19 protein-coding genes are annotated in these 21026 nt (G+C 60.9%); 3 read left to right on the plus strand and 16 right to left on the minus strand.

Annotation, left to right across the window (positions count from 1 at the left end; genetic code table 11):
* Positions 1 to 31: 31 nt before the first annotated feature.
* Positions 32 to 631: a bifunctional nicotinamidase/pyrazinamidase gene (gene pncA, locus BFN67_RS21230; protein WP_080921482.1), complete on the plus strand. Its 600-nt coding sequence runs from the start codon at positions 32 to 34 to the stop codon at positions 629 to 631.
* A 67-nt stretch (positions 632 to 698) separates the two neighbouring features.
* A complete protein-coding gene (locus BFN67_RS21235) occupies positions 699 to 2126 on the plus strand; it encodes a sodium:proton antiporter (protein ID WP_080921441.1) in 1428 nt (475 codons plus the stop codon).
* A 3-nt stretch (positions 2127 to 2129) separates the two neighbouring features.
* On the opposite strand, the gene BFN67_RS21240 is transcribed toward BFN67_RS21235, so the two are convergent.
* The 16 genes from BFN67_RS21240 to BFN67_RS21315 form a co-directional block, all read right to left on the minus strand.
* Positions 2130 to 2837, minus strand: a complete 708-nt coding sequence (locus tag BFN67_RS21240) for an ABC transporter ATP-binding protein (RefSeq protein ID WP_080921442.1) — start codon at positions 2835 to 2837, stop codon at positions 2130 to 2132.
* The gene (locus tag BFN67_RS21245) at positions 2830 to 3558 is read right to left on the minus strand and encodes an ABC transporter ATP-binding protein (protein WP_080921483.1); all 729 of its coding nucleotides are present in this window, start codon (positions 3556 to 3558) and stop codon (positions 2830 to 2832) included. Before BFN67_RS21245 ends, BFN67_RS21240 begins: the two co-directional genes overlap by 8 nt.
* The gene (locus BFN67_RS21250; RefSeq protein WP_080921443.1) at positions 3555 to 4517 is read right to left on the minus strand and encodes a branched-chain amino acid ABC transporter permease; all 963 of its coding nucleotides are present in this window, start codon (positions 4515 to 4517) and stop codon (positions 3555 to 3557) included. Before BFN67_RS21250 ends, BFN67_RS21245 begins: the two co-directional genes overlap by 4 nt.
* Entirely contained in the window at positions 4514 to 5395 is an 882-nt protein-coding gene (locus BFN67_RS21255; protein ID WP_080921444.1) for a branched-chain amino acid ABC transporter permease, read from the minus strand. The genes BFN67_RS21250 and BFN67_RS21255 overlap by 4 nt, the downstream gene beginning before the upstream one ends.
* A gap of 55 nt (positions 5396 to 5450) precedes the next feature.
* On the minus strand, positions 5451 to 6755 hold the full coding sequence (locus BFN67_RS21260) for an ABC transporter substrate-binding protein (RefSeq protein WP_080921445.1): 1305 nt from the start codon (positions 6753 to 6755) through the stop codon (positions 5451 to 5453).
* Between the two features lie 166 nt (positions 6756 to 6921).
* Positions 6922 to 8310 (minus strand): hypothetical protein, encoded by a 1389-nt coding sequence (locus BFN67_RS21265; protein ID WP_080921484.1) that lies wholly within the window; start codon positions 8308 to 8310, stop codon positions 6922 to 6924.
* A gap of 166 nt (positions 8311 to 8476) precedes the next feature.
* Positions 8477 to 9781 (minus strand): nicotinate phosphoribosyltransferase, encoded by a 1305-nt coding sequence (gene pncB / locus BFN67_RS21270; protein WP_080921446.1) that lies wholly within the window; start codon positions 9779 to 9781, stop codon positions 8477 to 8479.
* Positions 9782 to 9898: 117 nt separating this feature from the next.
* Positions 9899 to 11302, minus strand: coding sequence for an MATE family efflux transporter (locus BFN67_RS21275; RefSeq protein ID WP_080921447.1), 1404 nt, complete (start codon positions 11300 to 11302; stop codon positions 9899 to 9901).
* Between the two features lie 167 nt (positions 11303 to 11469).
* The gene (locus BFN67_RS21280; protein WP_080921448.1) at positions 11470 to 13056 is read right to left on the minus strand and encodes an FGGY-family carbohydrate kinase; all 1587 of its coding nucleotides are present in this window, start codon (positions 13054 to 13056) and stop codon (positions 11470 to 11472) included.
* Positions 13057 to 13143: 87 nt separating this feature from the next.
* Positions 13144 to 14622, minus strand: a complete 1479-nt coding sequence (locus BFN67_RS21285) for a mannitol dehydrogenase family protein (RefSeq protein ID WP_080921449.1) — start codon at positions 14620 to 14622, stop codon at positions 13144 to 13146.
* Between the two features lie 65 nt (positions 14623 to 14687).
* Complete coding sequence (locus BFN67_RS21290; RefSeq protein WP_080921450.1) at positions 14688 to 15458, minus strand: L-iditol 2-dehydrogenase; 771 nt, start codon at positions 15456 to 15458, stop codon at positions 14688 to 14690.
* A 2-nt stretch (positions 15459 to 15460) separates the two neighbouring features.
* Positions 15461 to 16459, minus strand: a complete 999-nt coding sequence (locus tag BFN67_RS21295; RefSeq protein WP_080921451.1) for an ABC transporter ATP-binding protein — start codon at positions 16457 to 16459, stop codon at positions 15461 to 15463.
* A gap of 28 nt (positions 16460 to 16487) precedes the next feature.
* Positions 16488 to 17312, minus strand: a complete 825-nt coding sequence (locus BFN67_RS21300; RefSeq protein WP_080921452.1) for a carbohydrate ABC transporter permease — start codon at positions 17310 to 17312, stop codon at positions 16488 to 16490.
* Between the two features lie 10 nt (positions 17313 to 17322).
* Positions 17323 to 18195, minus strand: a complete 873-nt coding sequence (locus tag BFN67_RS21305; protein ID WP_080921453.1) for a carbohydrate ABC transporter permease — start codon at positions 18193 to 18195, stop codon at positions 17323 to 17325.
* A 117-nt stretch (positions 18196 to 18312) separates the two neighbouring features.
* Positions 18313 to 19623: an ABC transporter substrate-binding protein gene (locus tag BFN67_RS21310; RefSeq protein WP_080921454.1), complete on the minus strand. Its 1311-nt coding sequence runs from the start codon at positions 19621 to 19623 to the stop codon at positions 18313 to 18315.
* Positions 19624 to 19781: 158 nt separating this feature from the next.
* Entirely contained in the window at positions 19782 to 20699 is a 918-nt protein-coding gene (locus BFN67_RS21315) for a LysR substrate-binding domain-containing protein (RefSeq protein WP_080921455.1), read from the minus strand.
* Between the two features lie 115 nt (positions 20700 to 20814).
* Between BFN67_RS21315 and BFN67_RS24205 the strand changes: the two genes are divergently transcribed.
* On the plus strand, positions 20815 to 21024 hold the full coding sequence (locus BFN67_RS24205; RefSeq protein ID WP_139789281.1) for a hypothetical protein: 210 nt from the start codon (positions 20815 to 20817) through the stop codon (positions 21022 to 21024).
* Positions 21025 to 21026: the final 2 nt, after the last annotated feature.

Consider the following 21026-nt stretch of genomic DNA (forward strand, 5'->3'; position numbering starts at 1 on the left):
TCGTCCCTGTCTTGACGCGATGGAGGCATTTTTGGCAGAGGAAGCGCTCGTCGTCATCGATTTGCAAAACGATTTCTGCCCCGGTGGAACATTGGCCGTCGAAGGTGGCGATGAAATCGTGCCGCTGGTCAACGATCTGATCCGCAATGCCGAGCACGTCATCCTGACACAGGATTGGCACCCAGCCAGCCATTCCAGTTTCGCTTCCAGCCATCCGGACAAGAAGCCATTTGAGTCGATGACGATGCCCTATGGCGAACAGACGCTGTGGCCGGATCATTGCATTCAGGGCAGCATCGGCTCGGACTTTCATTCCGGGCTTGCCTGGACCAAGGCCGAACTCGTCATTCGCAAGGGATTCAGGCCGACAATCGACAGCTATTCCGCCTTTTTCGAAAACGACCATAGAACACCGACAGGGCTTGCCGGCTATCTTCGAGAGCGCGGTATTGTCGCAATCACGCTTGCTGGCCTTGCCACGGATTTCTGCGTCGCTTATTCGGCCCTTGACGCGGTTCGGCAGGGTTTTGCCGCGACGGTGCGGCTCGATGCCTGTCGCGGCATCGATCTCAACGGGTCGCTCGACACAATGCTCGGCCAGATGCGCACCGCCGGTGTGACACTCGTATAGCATCGGCCTGCTGACTGTCTAAGCCAACAGGCGCTTGAACAGCGCAGCACAAATTCGAGGGAACCCGATGCGCCTCTGGAAAATGACGACGGCTTGCGCAGTTCTCGCCGCCGCCATCCTCTTCGGCGGCCCCGCATTAGCCGCCGAGGCGCATGGGCTACCCGGCGCGACCATGTCGCTGTGGTGGGCCTTGCCCTTCGCCGGCCTGCTGCTTTCCATTGCCACCGGCCCATTGCTTTTTCATCATTTCTGGGAAAACCACTATGGCAAGATTGCCGCGCTGTGGGGCGCGCTGACCGTTATCCCGCTGGTGATGGGTTTCGGCATTCCAACGGCGACGGAAGCTGTTCTGCATGCCATCCTGCTGGAATATATTTCTTTCATCATCCTCTTGTTTGCGCTGTTTACGATTTCGGGCGGCATCCTGATCGCCGGCAATATCCACGGCACGCCGACGGTCAACGCCGGCCTGCTTTTGATCGGCGCCATCCTTGCATCGGTCATCGGCACGACCGGCGCTTCGATGATCCTCATCCGGCCGATCATCCGCGCCAACGACAACCGGCCGTTCAATGCGCATGTCGTCATCTTCTTCATCTTTCTCGTCTCCAATATCGGCGGTTCACTGACCCCGCTTGGCGATCCACCACTGTTCGTCGGCTTCCTGCGTGGCGTCGATTTCTTCTGGACGACGGTCCACATCCTGCCCGACACGCTGTTCGTCGGTGGCGTGGTGCTCGGCGTCTTCCTTGTCATCGACATCATCCTGCATCGCCGAGAGGGCGGCGCCCCAAAGATCAAGGACCCGACACCCGATTCGAAAGTGCGGTTGCGCGGCCTTGCCAATCTTCCACTACTGGCCGGCGTCATCGGCGCCATCCTGATGTCTGCCGCGTGGAAGCCGGATGTCGTCTTCACCATCCAGGGCGTTGCGGTTGAACTGCAGAACATCGTGCGCGACGTCATCATTGTCGCACTGGCGCTGATCTCGCTTGTCGTGTCGCGCAAGGAATACCGGGAGGCCAACGGCTTCGAATGGGGACCGATCGCCGAAGTGGCCAAACTGTTCGCCGCCATCTTCATTTGCATCGTACCGGTGGTGGCAATCCTGAAAGCCGGGCATGACGGCGCGCTTTCGCCGCTGGTGGCGCTGGTGTCATTGCCGGGCGGGGAGCCCAACGATCTCGCCTATTTCTGGCTCACCGGCGTCCTGTCGTCGTTCCTCGACAATGCCCCCACCTATCTCGTTTTCTTCGAGATGGCCGGTGGCGACGCGCAGCACCTGATGACCACTTTCGCCAGCACGCTGGCTGCGATCTCGGCAGGTGCCGTGTTCATGGGGGCCAACACTTATATCGGCAATGCGCCCAATTTCATGGTCTATGCCATCGCCAAGCGGCGCGGCGTGAACATGCCGAGTTTCTTCGGCTATATGCTGTGGTCCGGCCTGGTGCTGATCCCTACCTTCATCGTGTCGAGCCTGATCTTCTTTTGAGAATCAGCCGACGCCAACATAGCGGTTGACCGCCGATGGATCGGCGCGGAGCGCCTCGACGGAAACGGTCTCGCGATTGCGGCCGTTCTCAATGAAGGCGACGCGATTGGCCACCGGCAGCACAGCATCGACGCGCTGCTCGACCAGAATGGTCGACACGCCCATCGCGCTAAGCCCGGCCACCGTTTCTCGGATTTTTGTGATCATCGATGGCATCAGTCCCTCGGTCGGTTCGTCGAGCAACAATACCTTGGGTTCCAGGCAGAGCGCGCGAGCCATCGCCAGCATCTGCTGCTCGCCGCCTGAAAGTGTCCCGGAGCGCTGCTTCAACCGCTCGCGCAGGCGCGGAAAAAGGTCGAGCACACGTTCGCGGACGGAGCCACCCTTGTTTCGCGCATTCAGGCCGATCTCGATGTTTTCGGCCACCGTCATCTCGGCAAACAGCCGCCGCCCTTGCGGCACATAGGCGATGCCGGCCTTCGGCACCTCATGCGCAGGCAGACGGGTGAGTTCCGTGTCGCCGAGGCGGATCGACCCGGCGCGCGCGCGCATCAGGCCCATGATCGCCTTCAGCGTCGTCGTCTTGCCTGCTCCGTTGCGGCCAAGCAGACACAACACTTCGCCTTCGCACAGCGAGAGATCCAGCCCGCGCAGCACCTGCACCTCGCCATAGTAGCAATCCAGCCCGGATATGGTCAGCGCATCAGCCATGCTGTGTTCCGAGATAAGCATCCTGCACACGAAGGTCGGCGCGGATTTCGTGGGGCGTGCCTTCGGCAAGGATGCGACCGGCATCGAACACGGTAATGCGGCCGGCAAGCTGCATGACGACGGGCATGTTGTGCTCGATGATGAGCACCGTGGCATCGCGGGCGATGTCGCGCACGAGGTCGATGAAATTCTCGATCTCACCGTCAGACAAACCCTGCGTCGGCTCATCGAGGATCAACAGGCGCGGCTTCAGAGCCAGGCCCATCGCCACTTCGAGCAGGCGCTGATGGCCATAGGCGAGTTCGCCGGCCGGCATTGATGCGCGGTCGGCCAAGCCGGTGCGTTCAAGCGCCCCCATGACGCCCGAACGGATCGATGCGGTTGAGCGGCTGTCCGACAGTCGCCGCTGCACCGGCAGCGCGACATTGTCATAAGCCGACAGCTTGGCAAAAACGCTGGTGATCTGGAACGTATAGGCAATACCTCTCCGCACGCGGCGAAAAGCAGGCAGGCCGGTGATATCGGCACCATCGAACATTACCGTCCCGGTGGACGGCAGGATGCGGCCACACAGAAGGCTGACGAAAGTGGTTTTTCCGGCGCCATTGGGGCCAATAATCCCACGTATTTCGCCGGGCATCAGCGTGAAATCGACGTCATCGACCGCGCGTAAACCGCCAAAGCGTCGAGACAAGCCAGAAGTGGTCAGAAGCGGCTTCATGGCAGCCACCCCAGCCATCGTTGGCGCACTGAGCCTAGAATGCCCTTCGGGAAAAACAGCACAAGCAGGATCAGCACGACACCAACGACCAGAAGATAAGCGGTGGTGTAACCTGAAGCGACATCGATGACATAATACATGGTGAGCGTGCCGAGAAGCGGCCCGAGCGTTGTCGCCGCACCGCCCACCAAAACCCACAAAAGCGGCAGGATCGAATATTGCACGCCGGCGAAGTTCGATCCGACATAGCCGAACAGCAGCGCATAGGCGGCACCCGCCGCCGCACAGATGGTGCCGGAAACGACCACGGCGGCCAATTTGTTGGAAAAAGTGTCGTAACCGAGCATTGTCGTGCGTTCCTCGTTCTCGCGAATGGCGACCAGCACGCGGCCGTAGCGCGAGCGCACAAGGGCAAGGCAGGCGAGAAGCACTGCCGCAAACAGGGCAAGCGCCGTGAGATACCGGACTTGTGGATCGGCCAGATCGAAGGGCTGGTCGCCAATCGTCAGGACACGCGCCTGCCGCGGCACCACCAGCCCCTGATCGCCACCCGTCCAGGGCGCGAAATAGAGGATGGCGAGATAGAAAACCTGCGCAAACATCATGGTTACGATCATGAAGGCGACACCGCTGGTACGCAGCGACAACAGGCCGATGACCAGCGAGAGCACCGCACCACAGGCGAGACCGGCGGCAAAGGCCGGCGGCGCGCCCCAACCCAGATGGACGACCGCCAACCCGGCACCGTAGAGGCCAGCGGCAAAGAACATGGAATGGCCAAGCGAAAGCAGCCCGGCATAGCCGAACAGCATGTTGTAGCCCATGGCGAAGACAGCCAGCACCAGAATGCGCGCCATCAGGCCATGATGATAGGCCGGCAAAAGGAAATTGAGCGCAAACAGCACTGCGATCACCGCCAGGTGCAAGGCGTAGAACCTTGCCGGCGCAATATCCCTCATCGTTGCGTAGCTCCGAACAGGCCTTGCGGGCGGAAGACCAGCACCATGGCGACGAGCAGCGTGGCGATCATCTTCGCGAGCGTGGGAGAAAAGAACATCGAGACGATGCCATCCGAAAGGCCGATGAGCAGGGCCGCAACCAGCGTTCCGCGCAGCGAACCAAGGCCGCCGATGATGACGACGATGAACGACAGCAGCAACGGATCCTGTCCCATGAGATAGTGTGCCTGGCTGATCGGCACGATCAGAACGGCAGCGATGGCGGCCAGCATGGCGCCCAGCGCAAAGACACCGGCATAGACGCGCTCTACTGGAATGGCGAAGGCCTGCGCGGTTTCGCGATCATATTGCGTGGCGCGCATGACAAGGCCGATCTTCGTGCGCGTGAGCACGAGCCAGACCGATAGAAGCAGGACGATGGCTGCGGCAACGACCGACAATTTATAGGCGGAATAGCCGAACCAGGGCAGCGACAGGCGGTAACTGAAGGGCGGAGCCACAGGCCTCGCCTCCGGCCCGTAAAAGGTCAGCGCCAGTTGCTGGATGATGTAAAGCAGGCCGATCGTGGCGACGATGGTGGCTTCGGGATCATAATTCAGCCGGCTCAGCACCAGCCGCTCTGACGCCCAGGCTATCGCGCCGACAATCAGCGGCGACAGCACCAGAGCGGCAAAAAAGCCAAGTGCAGGGTGCCCTCCAAGGGTCGAAGCGATGGCCCAGGCCAGAACCGCGCCCAGCATGAAAAACTCGCCATGCGCGACATTGACGATGCGCATGACACCGAACACCAGCGAAAGACCGAGCGCGGTCAACGACAGAACGGCAGCGCTGACCAGGCCTTCAAGAGTGGCCAGCAGGAGATGCGGTCCGAAGGCCATTCACAGTCCTTGACAGGGGCCGAGTGGAAAACGCGCGAGGCCGAGGCGAAATCGGCTAAAGCGGCATGGTCGTATAGTCAGCCTCGGGCTCGTACATACCGTCCTCGATGGCCGTCTTGTGCACCACGTTGAGCCGTCCGCCTTCCAGCTTGGAGATGTTCTGGATACCGAAGACCTGATGGATTTTGCCGTTGAATATCTTGGGGCCTTGCGGATGCTCCGGCCCCTCGGCGAACTTCGTCAGGGCCTCGGTCGCCTCGACCAGTTTGGCGCGATCCTGCGGCCCCTTGTAGCCGGCATCTTCCATAGCCTGCTTGATGACGTAAAGCGTCTCCCAGCAGCCGAACATATGCGCTGCCGTCGAAACGTCCTTCGGATCATCGACCGAAGCGCCATTGTCGTCGATGCCGACAGCGGCGCGATAGGCTTTTTCGGCATCCGTGTCGTTGGGCTGGGAATAACGAGGCGAGCCTTCCCAGAAATGGCTGCCGTCGATGTATTCCAGGCCGGGACTGTTGATATCGACGGCTTCAAGCGAGTCGATAAAGCCGAACAGCTTTGGCCCATTGGAGCCGTAGAACTCGCCGAGTTCCTTGACGAAGGTCAGCACGGCCGGGCCAACCATGACATGATAGATGACCTCGGTTTCAGACGGGATCTGCGGAAAATATTTGGTGAAGGAGGATTCCGTCGGCGGAATGGCGATCTTGGCCACCACCTCAGCACCGGCCTTCTCGAGCGCTGGCGGCAGGTAGTCGCGATGATCGTAGCCGAATGCGTAATCGGGGAAGACCATGGTGATCTTCTTGCCGAGATTGGCGGCAACCCACGGCGCAACGGATGTTACCTGCGCGCGCACATCGGTAATGCCGGGCTGCAAGCACCAGCGATTCAGCTTGCCGGAAGCGACATGGTAGCCCTCGCTGACCACATAATAAGGGATTTTCAGTTCGCCCGCCGTCGGCGCCGAGCCGATCACGACATTGGAGAATAATGTTCCATAAACGATATCGGTCTTGTGCTGCTTGGCGAATTTGGCGACCACTTCAGCGCCGCGTCCCGCATCCGTGCCGTCATCCTCTATGATGACTTCCACCGGCCGCCCGTTGATGCCGCCCGCCGCGTTGATCGCCTTGATGGCGGCACTTGTGGTGCGCTCATACCAGCGGCCATAGGCGGCGCCGATGCCGGTACGATGCGACTGGAAGCCAATCCTGATCGGTGACGAACTTTCAGCCTGCGCATAGCGCACGAAGCCGGGGGCCGCGATAAGGCCGCCTGCAGCAGCCAATCCCTTAAGAGCGTTGCGGCGCGTGATCGGCACCTTGGTGGGTATAAGAATTCCCTTGCTGTCAGTCACTGAGGTTCCCCTGATTTTCAATTATGGACCAACGGTTGAATGTCGAATTCGGCTCCCGGAAGGACAGGAAAAATCGCATGTGTACAAACTAAATCATCAAAGGCCGGAACTGACAAGCCAGCTTTCCGACCGGCCGCGCCGTCGCGGCGGGTAACAAGCCGCGAGCTCATCCCGCGGACGGTGTTGCCAGAAGCCACAGGCCGAAGACCGTATAGAGGATCATCAGAACGGTAAGCGGCAATTGGCTGGAGGTCGCGTGACGCGTGTCGCCGTGCAACCGAAAGGCCAGACCGTGGGCGATCAGAACCGCCAGCACATGCCCGACGATGATTGCGCCGGCCTGGAAATTCCATAGCACCCAGGCCGATTGGGCGCCGGCGACGATGCCCGCCTCGACATGCCAGTGTGCCGTGCCGAGCAGGTTCCAGCCAAGCGCGTAGGGATCGGATAAGGCAACCAGCGCATATTGGCCACCGACCAGAAAAGCCGTCAGGTAATGGGCAAAATGATACGCAAGTGCGATTGGCACGATCGACCAGACCAGCAGGCCGGCAGCCTGACTCAACCTGGTTCGACCGTCGGCCAGCCGGTGACCGAGAAACACCGCTGCCAAGAATATACCGGTCAACAGCACGAACATTCCGGCAAGCCCTACGGTGCCTATTCCCATCACTGCGGTTCGACCCGGAAATTCCAGCGGATTGATGCCGTTCAGCCCCAGCCAGAAGAAGGTCCGCGCCAGACCATCGAACGACACCGATGACAGGGCAAGCAGGACGAAGGCGATCCCGCTTGGCCGTAAAGGCTCGGCGTCGAGCAATCTGACGCCGGGCCAGCACAGAAGCAGCCGCCCGCTTTCACTGCGGTCTATGATTGAAAAACGTGCCACCATGGCGAAAAAGACGGAGAGAAATTCGCCGCGCCGGCTCCATTGCGCATAGCCGAAGACCAGCATCGCCGCGAATGTGAATAGCCAATAGAGGCCGGCCGCCGCCGCCAGCCGGGCAGGGTCGTCCGGCGCCGGATAGATCAACTCGAACCAGGCAAAGGCAAAAAACAGCAGACAGGCTGGCCAGTTGCCTATCCACGCCGGCAGGCGAATCAGCGGCGCGTTTGCGGATCGCCCGCTGAAACGGGCGACCACACGACAAAGCCCGTACCAGGGATTGAGCCATGTCCAGAGATTGCCGAGCAAGGCATGCAGCAGGGCCAGCCCTACCCAAAGCAGCGTCCAGATCGTCAGTGGCAGCGGGTTGGACAGCGGATCGCGGCTGCCCCATATGCCGGCGGCAAGAAGAACAGCGAAGATGACCAGCGAGAAAAGGCTGATTACCGGCCGCAGTCTTTGTCCGAAACGGAACAACGGCAGGCGGCGATGCCAATAGCGTTCGATAAAATCGTCAGGCAACAGAGCCAGGACCAGAAATGAAACCGCCACCGCCGCCGCGCCGCCGACAACATAGTAGCCGGTAGGCAAAAGCAGCACATGGCCGCGATCCGAAGCATGGGCAAAGGCGGCGACAGGAGAGAGGATCGCAGCAAGGCCGCCGAGAATAAGCGTCGCGGCCTGTCGCCCTGCCTGTGAAAACCCGTGTCCCTTCTCTAACCGTTCCGGCCGACCGGCAGATGACAATAAAGACAGGCAATTCTCAGGCACGTCTCAATTCTCCCCACCCGCGCTGCAATCCGTTCCGGCCGGGCCGCTCCCCGGCAAATCCGCCTCACACCTTGACCAGTTGCTCCACACGCCCCTTCCCGCCGAAGATCTTGAGATAACGCGCGATCTCGCGTGGATCGCCTGTCGCCTTGGCGGGATTGTCGGACAGCTTGACTGCTGGTCGGCCATTCGCCTCGGAAACCTTGCAGACCAGCGATATGGCGTCCAGACCTCCCGTCGGCGTCGGCGCGCAATCTTCGAAATCATTGGTAAGGTTGGTACCCCAACCGAAGGACATGCGGACCTTGCCCTCGAAATGGCGGTAGGTCTCGATAATCGTATCGACCTCCAGCCCGTCGGAGAAGATCAGCAGTTTCTTTTTCGGGTCCTTGCCCTTCTCGCGCCACCAGGAAAGAATCCGCTCGCCGCCTTCGATCGGCGGAGCGCTGTCGGGACGAAAACCGGTCCAGTCGGCCACCCAGTCCGGCGCATCGCGCAGGAAGGCGGCTGTACCGAACGCATCCGGCAGGACGATCAGCAGATTGCCGCCATAATAGCGCTGCCAATCCTCAAGCACTCGATACGGGGCCTGGCGCAGTGCTTCGTCACTATCGGCAAGCGCCGCCAGCACCATGGGCAATTCATGCGCGTTGGTGCCGAGCGCCTCCAGGTCGCTGTCCATGGCGAGAAGCACGTTGGACGTGCCGGTGAAGGCTTCTCCGATGCCCTCCTTCAGCGCTTCGACGCACCAACGCTGCCAAAGGAAGGAATGGCGGCGGCGGGTGCCGAAGTCGGAAATGAGGATGCCCGGCAGTTTCTTCAATCGTTCGGTCTTGGCCCACATCCTGGCCTTGGCGCGCGCATAAAGCACATCGAGCGCGAAGGGGCCGAAAGCTTTCAGAGCCGAACGCGAACGCAATTCGTTGATGATGGCGAGCGCCGGGATTTCCCACATGGTCGTGTACATCCACGGTCCATGGAAGGTCAGTTCGAACTGGCCGTCCCGCCTTGAAAGCTCGTATTCCGGCAGGCGGAAATCCTCCAGCCAGGCGAGAAATTCCGGCTCGAATATCTGCTTGCGGCCATAGAAATTGTTGCCGCCCAGCCAGATCATCTCCTTCTTGGAAAAGCGCAGCGTGCGCGCATGATCGAGCTGCTCGCGCAGTTCCTGCTCGTCGAGTTCGTCGGCGAGACGAACCGTGGTCGCGCGATTGATGAGCGAGAAGGTGGCATCGACCTTCGGGTAAAGCCCCCATATCATCTGCAGCATCAAAAGCTTGTAGAAATCCGTATCCAGCAGGCTGCGGATAATCGGATCGAGCTTCCAGGTGTGGTTGTAAACGCGCCGTGCGATGTCCGTCTTAGGCATGGGTGCTTTCGCCTTTATTGCTCGGTGCTGCAAACCCGCGGCACGCCTCTTAGCACCGATTGCGTTTAAGCGCCTCCCGCTTCGCAAGATGGCCAGAGAAAAAATCAGCGGCTTTATTCAATGATCGAAGCTCAGTGGCGGCGCAAGCCGGTCCCGGCGTAGCCAGCGCAGCAAAAGCAGCAGAGCGACCACTGCCAATCCTGCGGAGAGCCCGGCCCAGATGCCGGCGCCGGCGAAACCGAAATGGAAAGCCAGCAGCACGCCCAGCGGCAGGCCGACACCCCAATAGCCGATCGCCGCATAGATCATCGGCACCCTGGTGTCATGCAGGCCGCGCAGCATTCCGGAAGATACCGCCTGGGCACCGTCGAAAATCTGAAACAATGCCGCAAATGCAAGAAAAGTGACGGCAAGCGAGATGACCGGGGCATTGGCGGGGTCGTGCACGTCGATGAAAGCCCGCAGCAAAAGATGAGGTGCCGCAATCATCATCAGCCCCATCAAGGCCATGAAGCCGATGCCGATGACATAGGCCGTCCAGCCCGCACGGCTGACCCCTTGCGGATCCCCGGCTCCGTGCGCGAGCCCGACACGTACCGTCACAGCCTGATTGAGACCAAGCGGCACCATGAAGGTGATGGAAGCGATCTGGATGGCGATGGCGTGCGCCGCGAGCGAATCCGGGCCGATCAACCCCATCAGCAGAGCCGATATATTGAAGATGGTGACTTCGAACGCCAGTATGCCTGCGATCGGCAAGCCGAGCCGCATGAGGCCGGCAAAACGAGGCCAGTCGGAGCGCCAGAAGCGGCCGAACAGCCGGTAACGGCGGAATTTCGGCTCCAACAACACCACCGCAACCATGCCGACGAACAGGAAGGTGGAAGAGAAGGTGGTGGCCATGCCCGATCCGGCAATGCCGTAAGCGGGCATGCCGAGATTGCCGAACATGAAGACCCAGTTTCCCAGCGCATTCAAGGCAACGCCCAAAAACACGATGACCAGCGCCCAGCCCGGCCTCTCCAGCGTCGAAATGAAAGTACGAAGCACGATATAGCCATAGAACGGCAGGACTGCCCATTGCAGCGTGCGCAGGTAGATGCCCGCTTGACTCGCCAGCGCCGGCTCCTGCCCCATGACGAGCAGAATTGCCTCACCGTTCCACAAGAGCAGCCAGATCGGAATGGCGATGAAGACAGACAGCCACAGACCCTGCCGCACGGTGCGGCGGATGTCACGCACCGAATAGGGCTTGCGGCCGAGCTCCGTCGCCATCATTGGCGACGTGGCCAATATCAGGCCGAGACCAAAGATCATCAGCATGAAGTAAAGATTGGCGCCGAGCGCGCCGGCGGCAAGCGCATCGGGGCCAAGGCGGCCCATCATCATGACGTCGGTGGCCGTCATGGCCGTCTGGCCGAGATTCGTCAAAACCATCGGCAAGGCAAGCACGACAGTCGCCTTGATTTCGGAGCGCCAGAGAAATCCCGGCGCACGCACGCCGGACTCGATCGCGGTCATCGGTCATTCTTTCAGGTTACGGCACGTCGGCGAAAAGCCGGAAGCCGCCAAATCAGCCACACTACCGGGCATGCCGGGCTAGCGCATCCATGAACGGATTTGTGCTTGAGATGAAGCTGATTGGCAAGAGGCCACACAAACGGAAAGAATGGATAGCGACCACCGCCCTACTGGATTACTTCGAGAGCCCTTCGCTGTCGATGCATTTCGAGAAAAATGCGATAGTCGCGATCGAAGCGGCCGGCCGCGGCGGGATCTGGCCTTCGCACATGTCCCTTCTGCCGCATCGCCACACATGCGGCTTCGAGGTTGGCATGGACATTGGCGGCGGCAGCGGCCACCATGCCGGTCCCGGCGAGCATCGCGTCACCCGCCGATGGCTCGATCACCGTACAATCAAGAACGTCGGCATAAAGCTCCATCAGCAGCGGGTTGCGGGCATGGCCGCCTGCCACATGCAATGTGTCGATCATGTGGTCATTTCCGTTCAGGGTATCGAGAATATGGCGCACGCCGAGCGCGATGGCGACGGCCGTGCGCCAATAGAGCCGGCACAGAGAATCGAATGAGGAGTCCAACGCCAATCCGCTAATGACACCCAATGCATGCGGATCGGCGAAAGGCGCGCGATTACCGTGAAAATCCGGCAGCACATGCAGGCGGCCGGCCAATTCGAACCCCTCGACGGCTCGCAATTCCGCAATGCGGGAACCGATCCGGTCATGCATAAGGGCATCCGGCTCGCCACCGGCGCTGTGGCTGCGAATGACGTGATCGAGCAGCGCCCCGGTAGCGGACTGACCACCTTCCGACACCCACAGACCGGGGAGCGCTGCACCGAAATAGGGGCCCCATGCGCCAGCGAAAGGCCGCGGCTCGGGAGATATCGCCATGATGCAACTGGACGTGCCGGCAACGAGCGCGACATGCCGCCCGATCTGGTCGCTGTTTGAGGCAAAACCGCCAAGCACGCCGAGCGCACCGGCAAAAGCATCGATGAGGCTCGCACCAACCCGGCAGTTTTCAGTGAGACCAAGCGCCGCTGCTGCCTCTGCCGTCAAACATCCGAGTCCGGCGCCGGCCGGACTTGCCTTTTCCGGCAGGCTGCCATGATCAAATAGATCGCCGAGACCTAACTGTTCGAAAAAATCTCGGCGCCAAGGCTCTTCCTCATGTGCCAGATAGGTCCATTTGGCGGTCAGCGTGCATTGCGAGCGCCCCAGAGACCCGCAAGCCTTCCAGGTGAGAAAATCGGCAAGGTCGAACAGATAACCGGCCCTGGCCCAGCTTTGCGGCAAATGGCGTTTCAGCCACATCAGTTTCGGCGTCTGCATCTCCGGCGACATAACGCCCCCGATGGAATTGAGGACAGCGTGGCCGGTGGCAGTGCATTCATCAGCTTCTTCGATGGCGCGATGATCGAGCCAGACCATTGTGTCCCAGTGCCGGTCGCTATCCGTCGAAACGCTAAGCTGGTTGCCCTCCCGGTCTCGCACCACCAGAGAGCAAGTGGCATCGAAAGCGATACCGACGACATCGCCGGCGGCCATACCCGCAGTCTCGCGCGCGGCCCGCACGGCCGCACCCACGGCATGCCAGATGTCCTGCGAATCATGCTCGGCATAGCCAGGTCTTGGCCTGTTCATCCGGATCGGGTGTTCGCCCCTGCCAAGCAAGTGTCCGTTGGCGTCCAGGATTCCGGCGCGCGCACTTCCCGAACCGACATCGACCGCACAAACGACTCCGCTTGCCAATTTGCCTTCTCTCGCTTCCGATGCTGCGACACAACGACGGCGCGACTATAGACAGCGATCGGGGCGGCGCAAGCCGGCGCGATATGGTTAGAGGCGGCCGGCCAGATAGCGAGTCAAGGTCTCGCGGGCACCATGTGCCCACAGCGTTTTCAACGCATGGGCGAAGGCTTTGGCGAACACCTGAGAGCGCCCGACATCGCCGTAGATATCATCCATGGTGAGCCAGGCCGACGGATTGTCCCTGGCAGCGACGGCGGTTGCCTGCATGCGGTCCCAATTCGGGTCGTTCGGCTCGATTACCGCGCCCGAATCGGTCTCGCCAAAACAGTAGCGACACCAGAGCGCCGATTCCAAAGCCAGTCCCTGGACCGGGCGCCCGCCTTTCAGGCGATCGGCAATCGTCGGAATGATGAATTTGGGCTGGCGATTCGAACCGTCGAGGCAAAGCCGGCGCACCGTGTCGCCGATGCGCGGGTTGGCGAAACGCTTGTCGATGAGACGGTAATAATCTTCAAGATCGGTATCGGGCACCGGCGGCACTTCGGGAATGATCTCGTCATGCTCGATCTTGTCGAGGAAGCCGCGCACCAACGGTTCCTGCATCGCCTCATGGACGAAGTGAATGTCCATCAGCCCGGCCGGATAGGCGATCGCCGCATGGCCGCCATTCAGGATGCGGATCTTCATCACTTCATAGGGCGAAACGTCCGGCACGAACTGCACGCCGACCTTTTCCAGCGGCGGGCGGCCATCGGTAAAACGGTCCTCCAGCACCCATTGACGGAACGGTTCACAAAAGACCGGCCAGGCATCGTCCACGCCGAACTCGTCGGCCAGGATCGCCCGCTCGCGATCGCTGGTAGCCGGCGTGATGCGGTCGACCATGGAATTGGGGAACGCGACATGATCGCGGACCCAGGCGGCCAGATCGGGGTCGATGAGGCTTGCCAGGCCGATGACGCCATCGGCGGTGACGCGGCCATTATGGGGAATGTTATCACAAGACATGACGGTGAACGGCTTGATGCCGGCTGCGCGGCGGCGCACAAGGCCGGCAAGGATAAGGCCGAACACGGTTTTCGGACCGGCGGGATTGCCCGCGTCGGCAGCGATATGCGGATGTTTCGGGTCAAAGACGCCCGAAGCCGGATCGATGAAATACCCGCCTTCGGTAATCGTCATCGAGACAATGCGGATCGCGGGATCGGCGAGCCGAGCGATGATCGCCGAGGCGTCTGCCGGCGCTACGAAGTCGATCATCGACCCGGTGACGCGCGCGCTGCGTTTCTCTTCGTCCTGCTCGACGATCGTGGTCAGCCAGTCCTGTTGCGCGAGCTTGTCGCGACCTGCCTTTTCGCCGTCAAAGACGCCCGCGCCGACCAATGCCCAATCGTGTCCAAGCCCTGCATTGAACAGATCGTCGAGATAAACCGCCTGGTGGGCGCGATGAAAATTGCCGACGCCGAAATGCAGGATGCCAGGCGTCAGCGCGCCACGTTCATAGCGGGGATAAGCGACATTGGCCGGCAGGCTGGAGAGAGCCGCAAGCGAAAGTTTCGTAGTCATGGCGTTTCAGCCTTTCATTCATCCATTGTCCGGCGACGCCCTGTCCCATCGTGAAAACACGAGATTCAGCTCATCCACTGGCCGCCATCAACATTGTAGGTCTGGGCAACGATGTATTCGGCCTCGCTGCTGGCGAGGAACACCGCCATGCCCGTCAGGTCCTCGGCGCGGCCCATGCGCCCGTAAGGCACGCCCTCGCCGACCAGTTTCTTCTTTTCGCCACGCGGCCGGTTCTCGTATTTCGCAAAAAGCGCATCGACGCCGTCCCAGTGCTCGCCATCGACCACGCCCGGCGCAATGGCATTGACGTTGATGCGATGCTTGATGAGATCGAGCCCCGCCGACTGGGTGATAGAAATGACGGCGGCCTTGGTCGCGCAATAGACCGCAACCAAGGGCTCGCCGCGCCGCCCCGCCTGGCTAGCCATGTTGATGATCCTGCCCCCTTTACCCCGGCGGATCATCGAGCGGGCGGCCGCCTGCAGCATGAACAGCGTGCCGGCGACATTGACCGAGAACAGACGCTCGTAGCCTGCCCTCGGAATTTCCACGATGGGCGCCGCATCGAAGAGGGCAGCATTGTTGATGAGAATGTCGAGCCCATCGGTCTTTTCCTCGACCGAGCGGACCGCCGCGTCGATGGACGTCTGGTCGGTGACGTCGAGTTCGACGGCGTAAGCCGCCGCGCCGATCTCCACCGCCGTCGCCCGCGCGGCCTCAATGTTGATATCGGCGATCGCGACCGTGGCGCCTTCGCGCGCATAAGCCTCCGCAAAAGCGCGGCCAATGCCGCGCGCGGAGCCGGTAATGAGCGCCGATTTACCTGCAAGACGCATTATCAGAGTGCTTTCCCATCCTTGTCGAAACGATGCAGCCTCGACGGATCGGGCGTGAGATAAACGGTGTTGCCATGGTGGATATCGGCGCCGCCATCCGCCCGCACGGTCATCGCGCCGGCAATTTCGGACTGCACATGCAGGATCGTGTCGGAGCCGAGATGCTCAGCAACATTGACCTTGGCCTTCCACTCGCCTTCGCTCGTCGAGAGTTTCAGATGCTCAGGGCGAATACCAACCGTGGCGGCGCCCAGTTTCGCTGCCGGTTCGCCCTTGATCAGGTTCATTGTCGGTGAGCCGATGAAGCCGGCCACGAACAGGTTCGCCGGCTTCAGATAGAGCTCCATCGGCGAGCCGACCTGCTCGATATTGCCGGCGTTGAGCACGACGATCTTGTCGGCCATGGTCATGGCCTCGATCTGGTCGTGGGTGACGTAGATCATCGTCGTCTTCAATTGCTGGTGCAGTTCGGAAATCTCCAGCCGCATGGTGCCGCGAAGCGCGGCATCCAGATTGGAAAGCGGCTCATCGAACAGGAAGGCCGTGGGCTGACGCACGATGGCACGTCCGATGGCAACACGCTGGCGCTGGCCACCGGAAAGCTGGCCGGGCCGTCTTTCGAGGTAATTGCTGAGATTGAGGACGCGGGCGGCATCGGCCACCTTCTTGTCGATGACCTCCTTGCTCTCGCCGGCCATCTTGAGCGGAAAGGCGATGTTCTTCGCCACCGTCATATGCGGGTAGAGCGCATAGGATTGAAACACCATGGCGAGCTTGCGCCTGGCCGGCGCCTCATTGGTAACGTCGCGCCCGTCAATTGAGATCGTGCCGCCGCTGACGTCTTCCAGTCCGGCGATCAGGCGCAGCAGCGTGGACTTGCCGCAACCCGAAGGGCCGACAAAGACGACGAACTCGCCATCCTCGATGGCAAGATCGATGTTGGGAATGATGACCGTCGTGCCGAAGGCCTTGGAGACATTGCTGAGCGTGATGTTTCCCATGGTCTTTTCCTAAGTTGCCGGGCCGGACCTATTTCACCGCGCCGAAAGTCAGGCCGCGCACGAGTTGGCGTTGCGAGAACCAGCCCATGATGAGAATGGGGGCGATCGCCAGCGTCGACGCCGCCGAAAGCTTTGCCCAGAAAAGGCCCTGCGGGCTGGAGAAGGAGGTGATGAAAGCCGTCAGCGGCGCGGCGTTTACGGTGGTCAGCCGGATCGTCCAGAAGGACTCGTTCCAGGCCAGGATAATGTTCAGCAACAGCGTCGAGGCGATGCCGGGCACCGCCATCGGCGTCAGCACATAGACGATCTCGCCCCACAATGTTGCGCCGTCCATGCGGGCGGCTTCCAGAATCTCGCCCGGAATCTCGCGGAAATAGGTGTAAAGCATCCACACCACGATCGGCAGGTTGATGAGCATCAGCATCACGGTGAGACCGATGCGGCTGTCGAGCAGGCCCCAATCGCGGAACAGCAGATAGATCGGCACCAACACCGCCACCGCCGGCATCATCTTGGTGGAGAGCATCCACATCAGGATGTCCTTGGTGAAGCGACCCGGCGAAAACGCCATCGACCACGCGGCGGGAATGCCGACAAGCAGCGCCAGCACAGTCGACCCGACCGATATGATCACGGAGTTCATGAACGGCTGGAAATAATTATAGCGCGACTGCACTTCCCAGTAGCTTTCCAGCGTGCCCGAAGGAATCAGGCTGAAGCCGGAGATCGCCTCCGGCTCGGTCTTGAATGACGTGATGATCGTATAAAGGATCGGAAAGAAGATCAGCAGGGCGACGATCCAGGCGGCAATTGTCCAGCCGATCTTGGTGCGGGTCGAGACTGCGCGGGCCATGACGTTCTCCTCACCTGTCCAGATTCTTGCCGACGGCGCGCATCAGGAAGATGGCGACGATGTTGGCGAGCACCACGGCGATGATGCCGCCCGCTGACGCCCCGCCAATGTCATAGCCAAGCAGCGCGGTGCGATAGATCAGGAATGGCAGGTTGGTTGTGGCATAGCCCGGACCGCCATTGGTCGTGACCAGGATTTCCGCGTAGATGCCGAGCAGAAAAATGGTCTGGATCAGGATCACGACGGTAATGGCGCGCGCCATATGCGGCAGGGTCAGATAGATGAAGCGGCTGACGAAGCCCGCGCCGTCCATTTCCGCCGCTTCCTTCTGTTCGGTGTCGAGAGACTGCAACGACGTCAGAAGAATGAGCGTGGCGAACGGCAACCACTGCCAGGCGACGATAATGACAATGGAAAACAGCGGGAAACTGGCGAACCAGTCCACCGGTTGAACACCAAGAGCGTGCGCGATATCGGCGAAGACACCATAGCTCGGGTTCATCAGCATGTTCTTCCACACCAGCGCCGCCACCGGCGGCATGACGAAGAAGGGCGAGATCACCAATATGCGAACGATGCCCTGGCCGAAGATCGGCTGATCGAGAAGCAGCGCCAGCGCGATGCCGCCAATGATGGTGATGAGAAGGACGCCGACGACGATCACCAGCGTATTCCAGATCGACTGGAAGAAGGCCGGGTCGGTGTAGAAATAGCGATAGTTGAACAGGCCGCCGAAGCTGACATTGGCTGGGTTCAGCAGATTGTAGTTCAGGAAGGAGAACCACAAGGTCATGGCCAAGGGCACGACCATCCAGATCAGCAGCAGGATGACCGAAGGCGCCATCATGAAACGGGCCAATGTACGGGTCTGTCGCGTCGCCATGGTTCAGCCTCTGGACCTGCCCTCATCCGTGCCGGAATGAAAGCTCTATAATAGTCGGTCTTGGAAGGCGGCCGCCCGGACGGAGAAACCGGACGGCCAAGGCACCGGGAGGTTGCCTTATTTGATGTAGCCGGCGCGGGTCATCTCGCGCACGGACGCTGCTTGCGCGGCGGCCAAGGCATCATCGACGCTCGACTGGCCGGCAAGGGCGGCGGAGAACAACTGCCCGACCGTCGTGCCAAGGCCCTGGAACTCGGGGATCGCGACAAACTGGCCGCCTGTATAGGGCACCGGCTTGACCGACGGCTTGGTGATGTCAGCCGCCGTCATGGCCGCCAGTGTCGGCTCCGCGAATGGCGCGGCCTTCAGATATTCCGGGTTCTTGTAGAGCGACGTACGGGTTCCGGGAGGAGCCGCGGCCCAGCCCTGCTTCGATGCGACGAGTTCGGTGTATTCCTTGCTGGTCGCCCAGGCGATGAACTTCTCGGCCGCATCCGCCTTCTGGCTGCTAGCCGGAATGGCGAGGTTCCACGACCACAGCCAATTGCCGTGATTGTCGGTGTTTTCATCCGGGAAGATGGCGTAACCGACCTTGTCGGCAACCTTCGAATTCTTCGGATCCGAGACGAAGGACGCCGCCACCGTGGCGTCGATCCACATGCCGCATTTGCCCTGCTGGAACAGCGTCAGATTCTCGTTGAAGCCGTTGGAGGACGCGCCTTCCGGCCCGGCGTCCTTCATCAGCTTGACGTAGAAGTCCATCGTCTTCTTCCACTCGGGCTGGTCGAATTGCGGCTGCCATTTCTCGTCGAACCAACGCCCGCCGAAGGAATTGTCCATGGCCGTCAGCAAGGCCATGTTCTCGCCCCATCCGGCCTTGCCACGCAGGCAGATGCCATTGATGCCGGCTGCCCGATCCGTGATCTTGCGGGCGGCATCACCGATAAAGTCCCAGCTTGGCTTTTCCGGCATTTTCAGGCCGGCCTTCTCGAACAGGTCGGTGCGATACATGATCATGGCCGACTCGCCATAGAAGGGCGCTGCATAGAGCTTGCCATCGACCGTCAGGCCACCGCGAATTGCCGGCAGAAGATCGTCGACATCGTAGTCCGGCCCCAGCTTGTCGAGCGCGAGCAGCCAGTCCTGCTTGGCCCAGATCGGCACTTCATAATTGCCGATGGTGACGATGTCGTACTGGCCGCCCTTGGTGGCGATGTCGGTGGTGACACGCTCACGCAGCACGTTTTCCTCCAGCGTCACCCAGTTGAGTTGGATGTCCGGATTCTTTTTGGTGAAGTCGTCCGCCAGTTTCTGCATGCGGATCATGTCGCCATTGTTGACCGTGGCGATGGTGATCGCTTCGGCATGTGCGGCAAAGGCGAAGGCGCTAGCCGAGCAGACGCCGAGAATGAGTGCGCGCAATTTCATCAAAACCCTCCCGATAAGATGTGAGCATTTGCCTTTCTATTGAGCAAATACTCAGTCGAGAAAATTGTCAAGCCGCAATCGTCATTGCACTGCAACAGCCTCAAGCCGGAAAATGTAGGGATGAACGGACGTGGGAACAGCGGCGCCTTACACCGATGCTACCTTACGGGGCTGCCCGGATCGGCCTGATCGAGAGTCGCCTTCACCTCGGCAAGGAGCCAGTCTCGAAAGGCGCGGACCTTGGCGACGTTGCGGCGCTGTTCTGGATAAACCAGCCAATAGGCATGGCCGTCGTCGCAGACCAAGCCGAAGGGCTGGATCAGCCGGCCTTCCGCAAGATCGGTGAGGAAGAAGGAACGTGTCAGCATGGCGACGCCCTGCCCGGCCATCGCGGCATTGCCCTCATAGGCTTGCGACCCCATGTGCGAACCCGGCCGTTCGAGCAGCGAATCGACCGGAACGCCGGCCGCGGCGAGCCATTGCCGCCACCACGGATCTCCGGGATCCAGAACAGGCAGGCGCAGGAGGTCGGCAGGTTCCTTCACCCCGCCGATGCTTTCGGCCAGTTTAGGGGAGAGCATCGGCGTGAAATCGGCCAGCATAAGCCGATGCGAGACAAGGCCGGGCCAGTTTCCCGCGCCTGAACGTATGGCGACATCAGCCTCGCCGCCCACGAGATCGACGATCTGGTCAGTCGTATTGAGGCGCACGGCAAGCGCGGGATGCGCCACCTGGAACGAGCCGAGATGCCGCGCCATCCAATTGGATGCAAAGGTCACGACCGTGCTGACGCATAGCGTGTCCCGTGCTTCGCCGCGCGCCGCCGCATAAGCATCGTTGAGCAGCGCAAAGGCTTCGGTGGCGGCGGCCGCGAACCGCTGTCCAGCGGTGGTCAAAACCACCTGGCGCGGTCGGCGCAGGAAAAGCGGCGCGCCAACCCGATCTTCCAGAAGCTTGATCTGATAGCTCACCGCCGCCTGGGTCATGCCCAACTCGGCAGCCGCCTTGGTGAAGGAAAGATGCCGTGCCGCAGCCTCGAAGGCACGCACGGCGGAGAGCGGTGGAAGTGGCGTCATTCACATAAGCCTGCCTTATGCATCATACTCGATATTCAATTGGAAGCAAAGGCGTTCGAGGCCGATATTTCCAGTCTGACCCCGGCCAGATGCATCGTAGAGGAGACAGACAATCATGACCATGATCCAGCAATGCCTGCCTGCGGGAACTTGCCGGACGCCTTCAGGTGCAGCGGCCAGTCATTGGGTAAAAGCGGTTTTGAAGGGCATGGGATTTGGTCCGCGAAGGAAACGGACCGTCGTCGACCTGCGCGAACTGCCAGCATATTTGCAGCGAGATATCGGCCTGCGTGACTGCGACGAGCCGCACAACCGGCATGAATAAGG

This window comes from Manganibacter manganicus (genome assembly GCF_002075885.1).
In the GTDB taxonomy this organism is placed as follows: domain Bacteria; phylum Pseudomonadota; class Alphaproteobacteria; order Rhizobiales; family Rhizobiaceae; genus Mesorhizobium; species Mesorhizobium manganicum.

Bases quoted from the DNA above. Each gene is read 5' to 3' on its own strand.
- BFN67_RS21305 (WP_080921453.1), bottom strand. From the start codon at position 18,195: ATGGCGACGCGACAGACCCGTACATTGGCCCGTTTCATGATGGCGCCT.
- BFN67_RS21250 (WP_080921443.1), bottom strand. From the start codon at position 4,517: ATGAGGGATATTGCGCCGGCAAGGTTCTACGCCTTGCACCTGGCGGTG.
- BFN67_RS21290 (WP_080921450.1), bottom strand. From the start codon at position 15,458: ATGCGTCTTGCAGGTAAATCGGCGCTCATTACCGGCTCCGCGCGCGGC.
- BFN67_RS21235 (WP_080921441.1), top strand. From the start codon at position 699: ATGCGCCTCTGGAAAATGACGACGGCTTGCGCAGTTCTCGCCGCCGCC.
- BFN67_RS21245 (WP_080921483.1), bottom strand. From the start codon at position 3,558: ATGAAGCCGCTTCTGACCACTTCTGGCTTGTCTCGACGCTTTGGCGGT.
- BFN67_RS21315 (WP_080921455.1), bottom strand. From the start codon at position 20,699: ATGACGCCACTTCCACCGCTCTCCGCCGTGCGTGCCTTCGAGGCTGCG.
- BFN67_RS21295 (WP_080921451.1), bottom strand. From the start codon at position 16,459: ATGGGAAACATCACGCTCAGCAATGTCTCCAAGGCCTTCGGCACGACG.
- BFN67_RS21285 (WP_080921449.1), bottom strand. From the start codon at position 14,622: ATGACTACGAAACTTTCGCTTGCGGCTCTCTCCAGCCTGCCGGCCAAT.
- BFN67_RS21300 (WP_080921452.1), bottom strand. From the start codon at position 17,312: ATGGCCCGCGCAGTCTCGACCCGCACCAAGATCGGCTGGACAATTGCC.
- BFN67_RS24205 (WP_139789281.1), top strand. From the start codon at position 20,815: ATGACCATGATCCAGCAATGCCTGCCTGCGGGAACTTGCCGGACGCCT.
- BFN67_RS21240 (WP_080921442.1), bottom strand. From the start codon at position 2,837: ATGGCTGATGCGCTGACCATATCCGGGCTGGATTGCTACTATGGCGAG.
- BFN67_RS21310 (WP_080921454.1), bottom strand. From the start codon at position 19,623: ATGAAATTGCGCGCACTCATTCTCGGCGTCTGCTCGGCTAGCGCCTTC.
- pncB (WP_080921446.1), bottom strand. From the start codon at position 9,781: ATGCCTAAGACGGACATCGCACGGCGCGTTTACAACCACACCTGGAAG.
- BFN67_RS21275 (WP_080921447.1), bottom strand. From the start codon at position 11,302: ATGACCGCGATCGAGTCCGGCGTGCGTGCGCCGGGATTTCTCTGGCGC.
- BFN67_RS21255 (WP_080921444.1), bottom strand. From the start codon at position 5,395: ATGGCCTTCGGACCGCATCTCCTGCTGGCCACTCTTGAAGGCCTGGTC.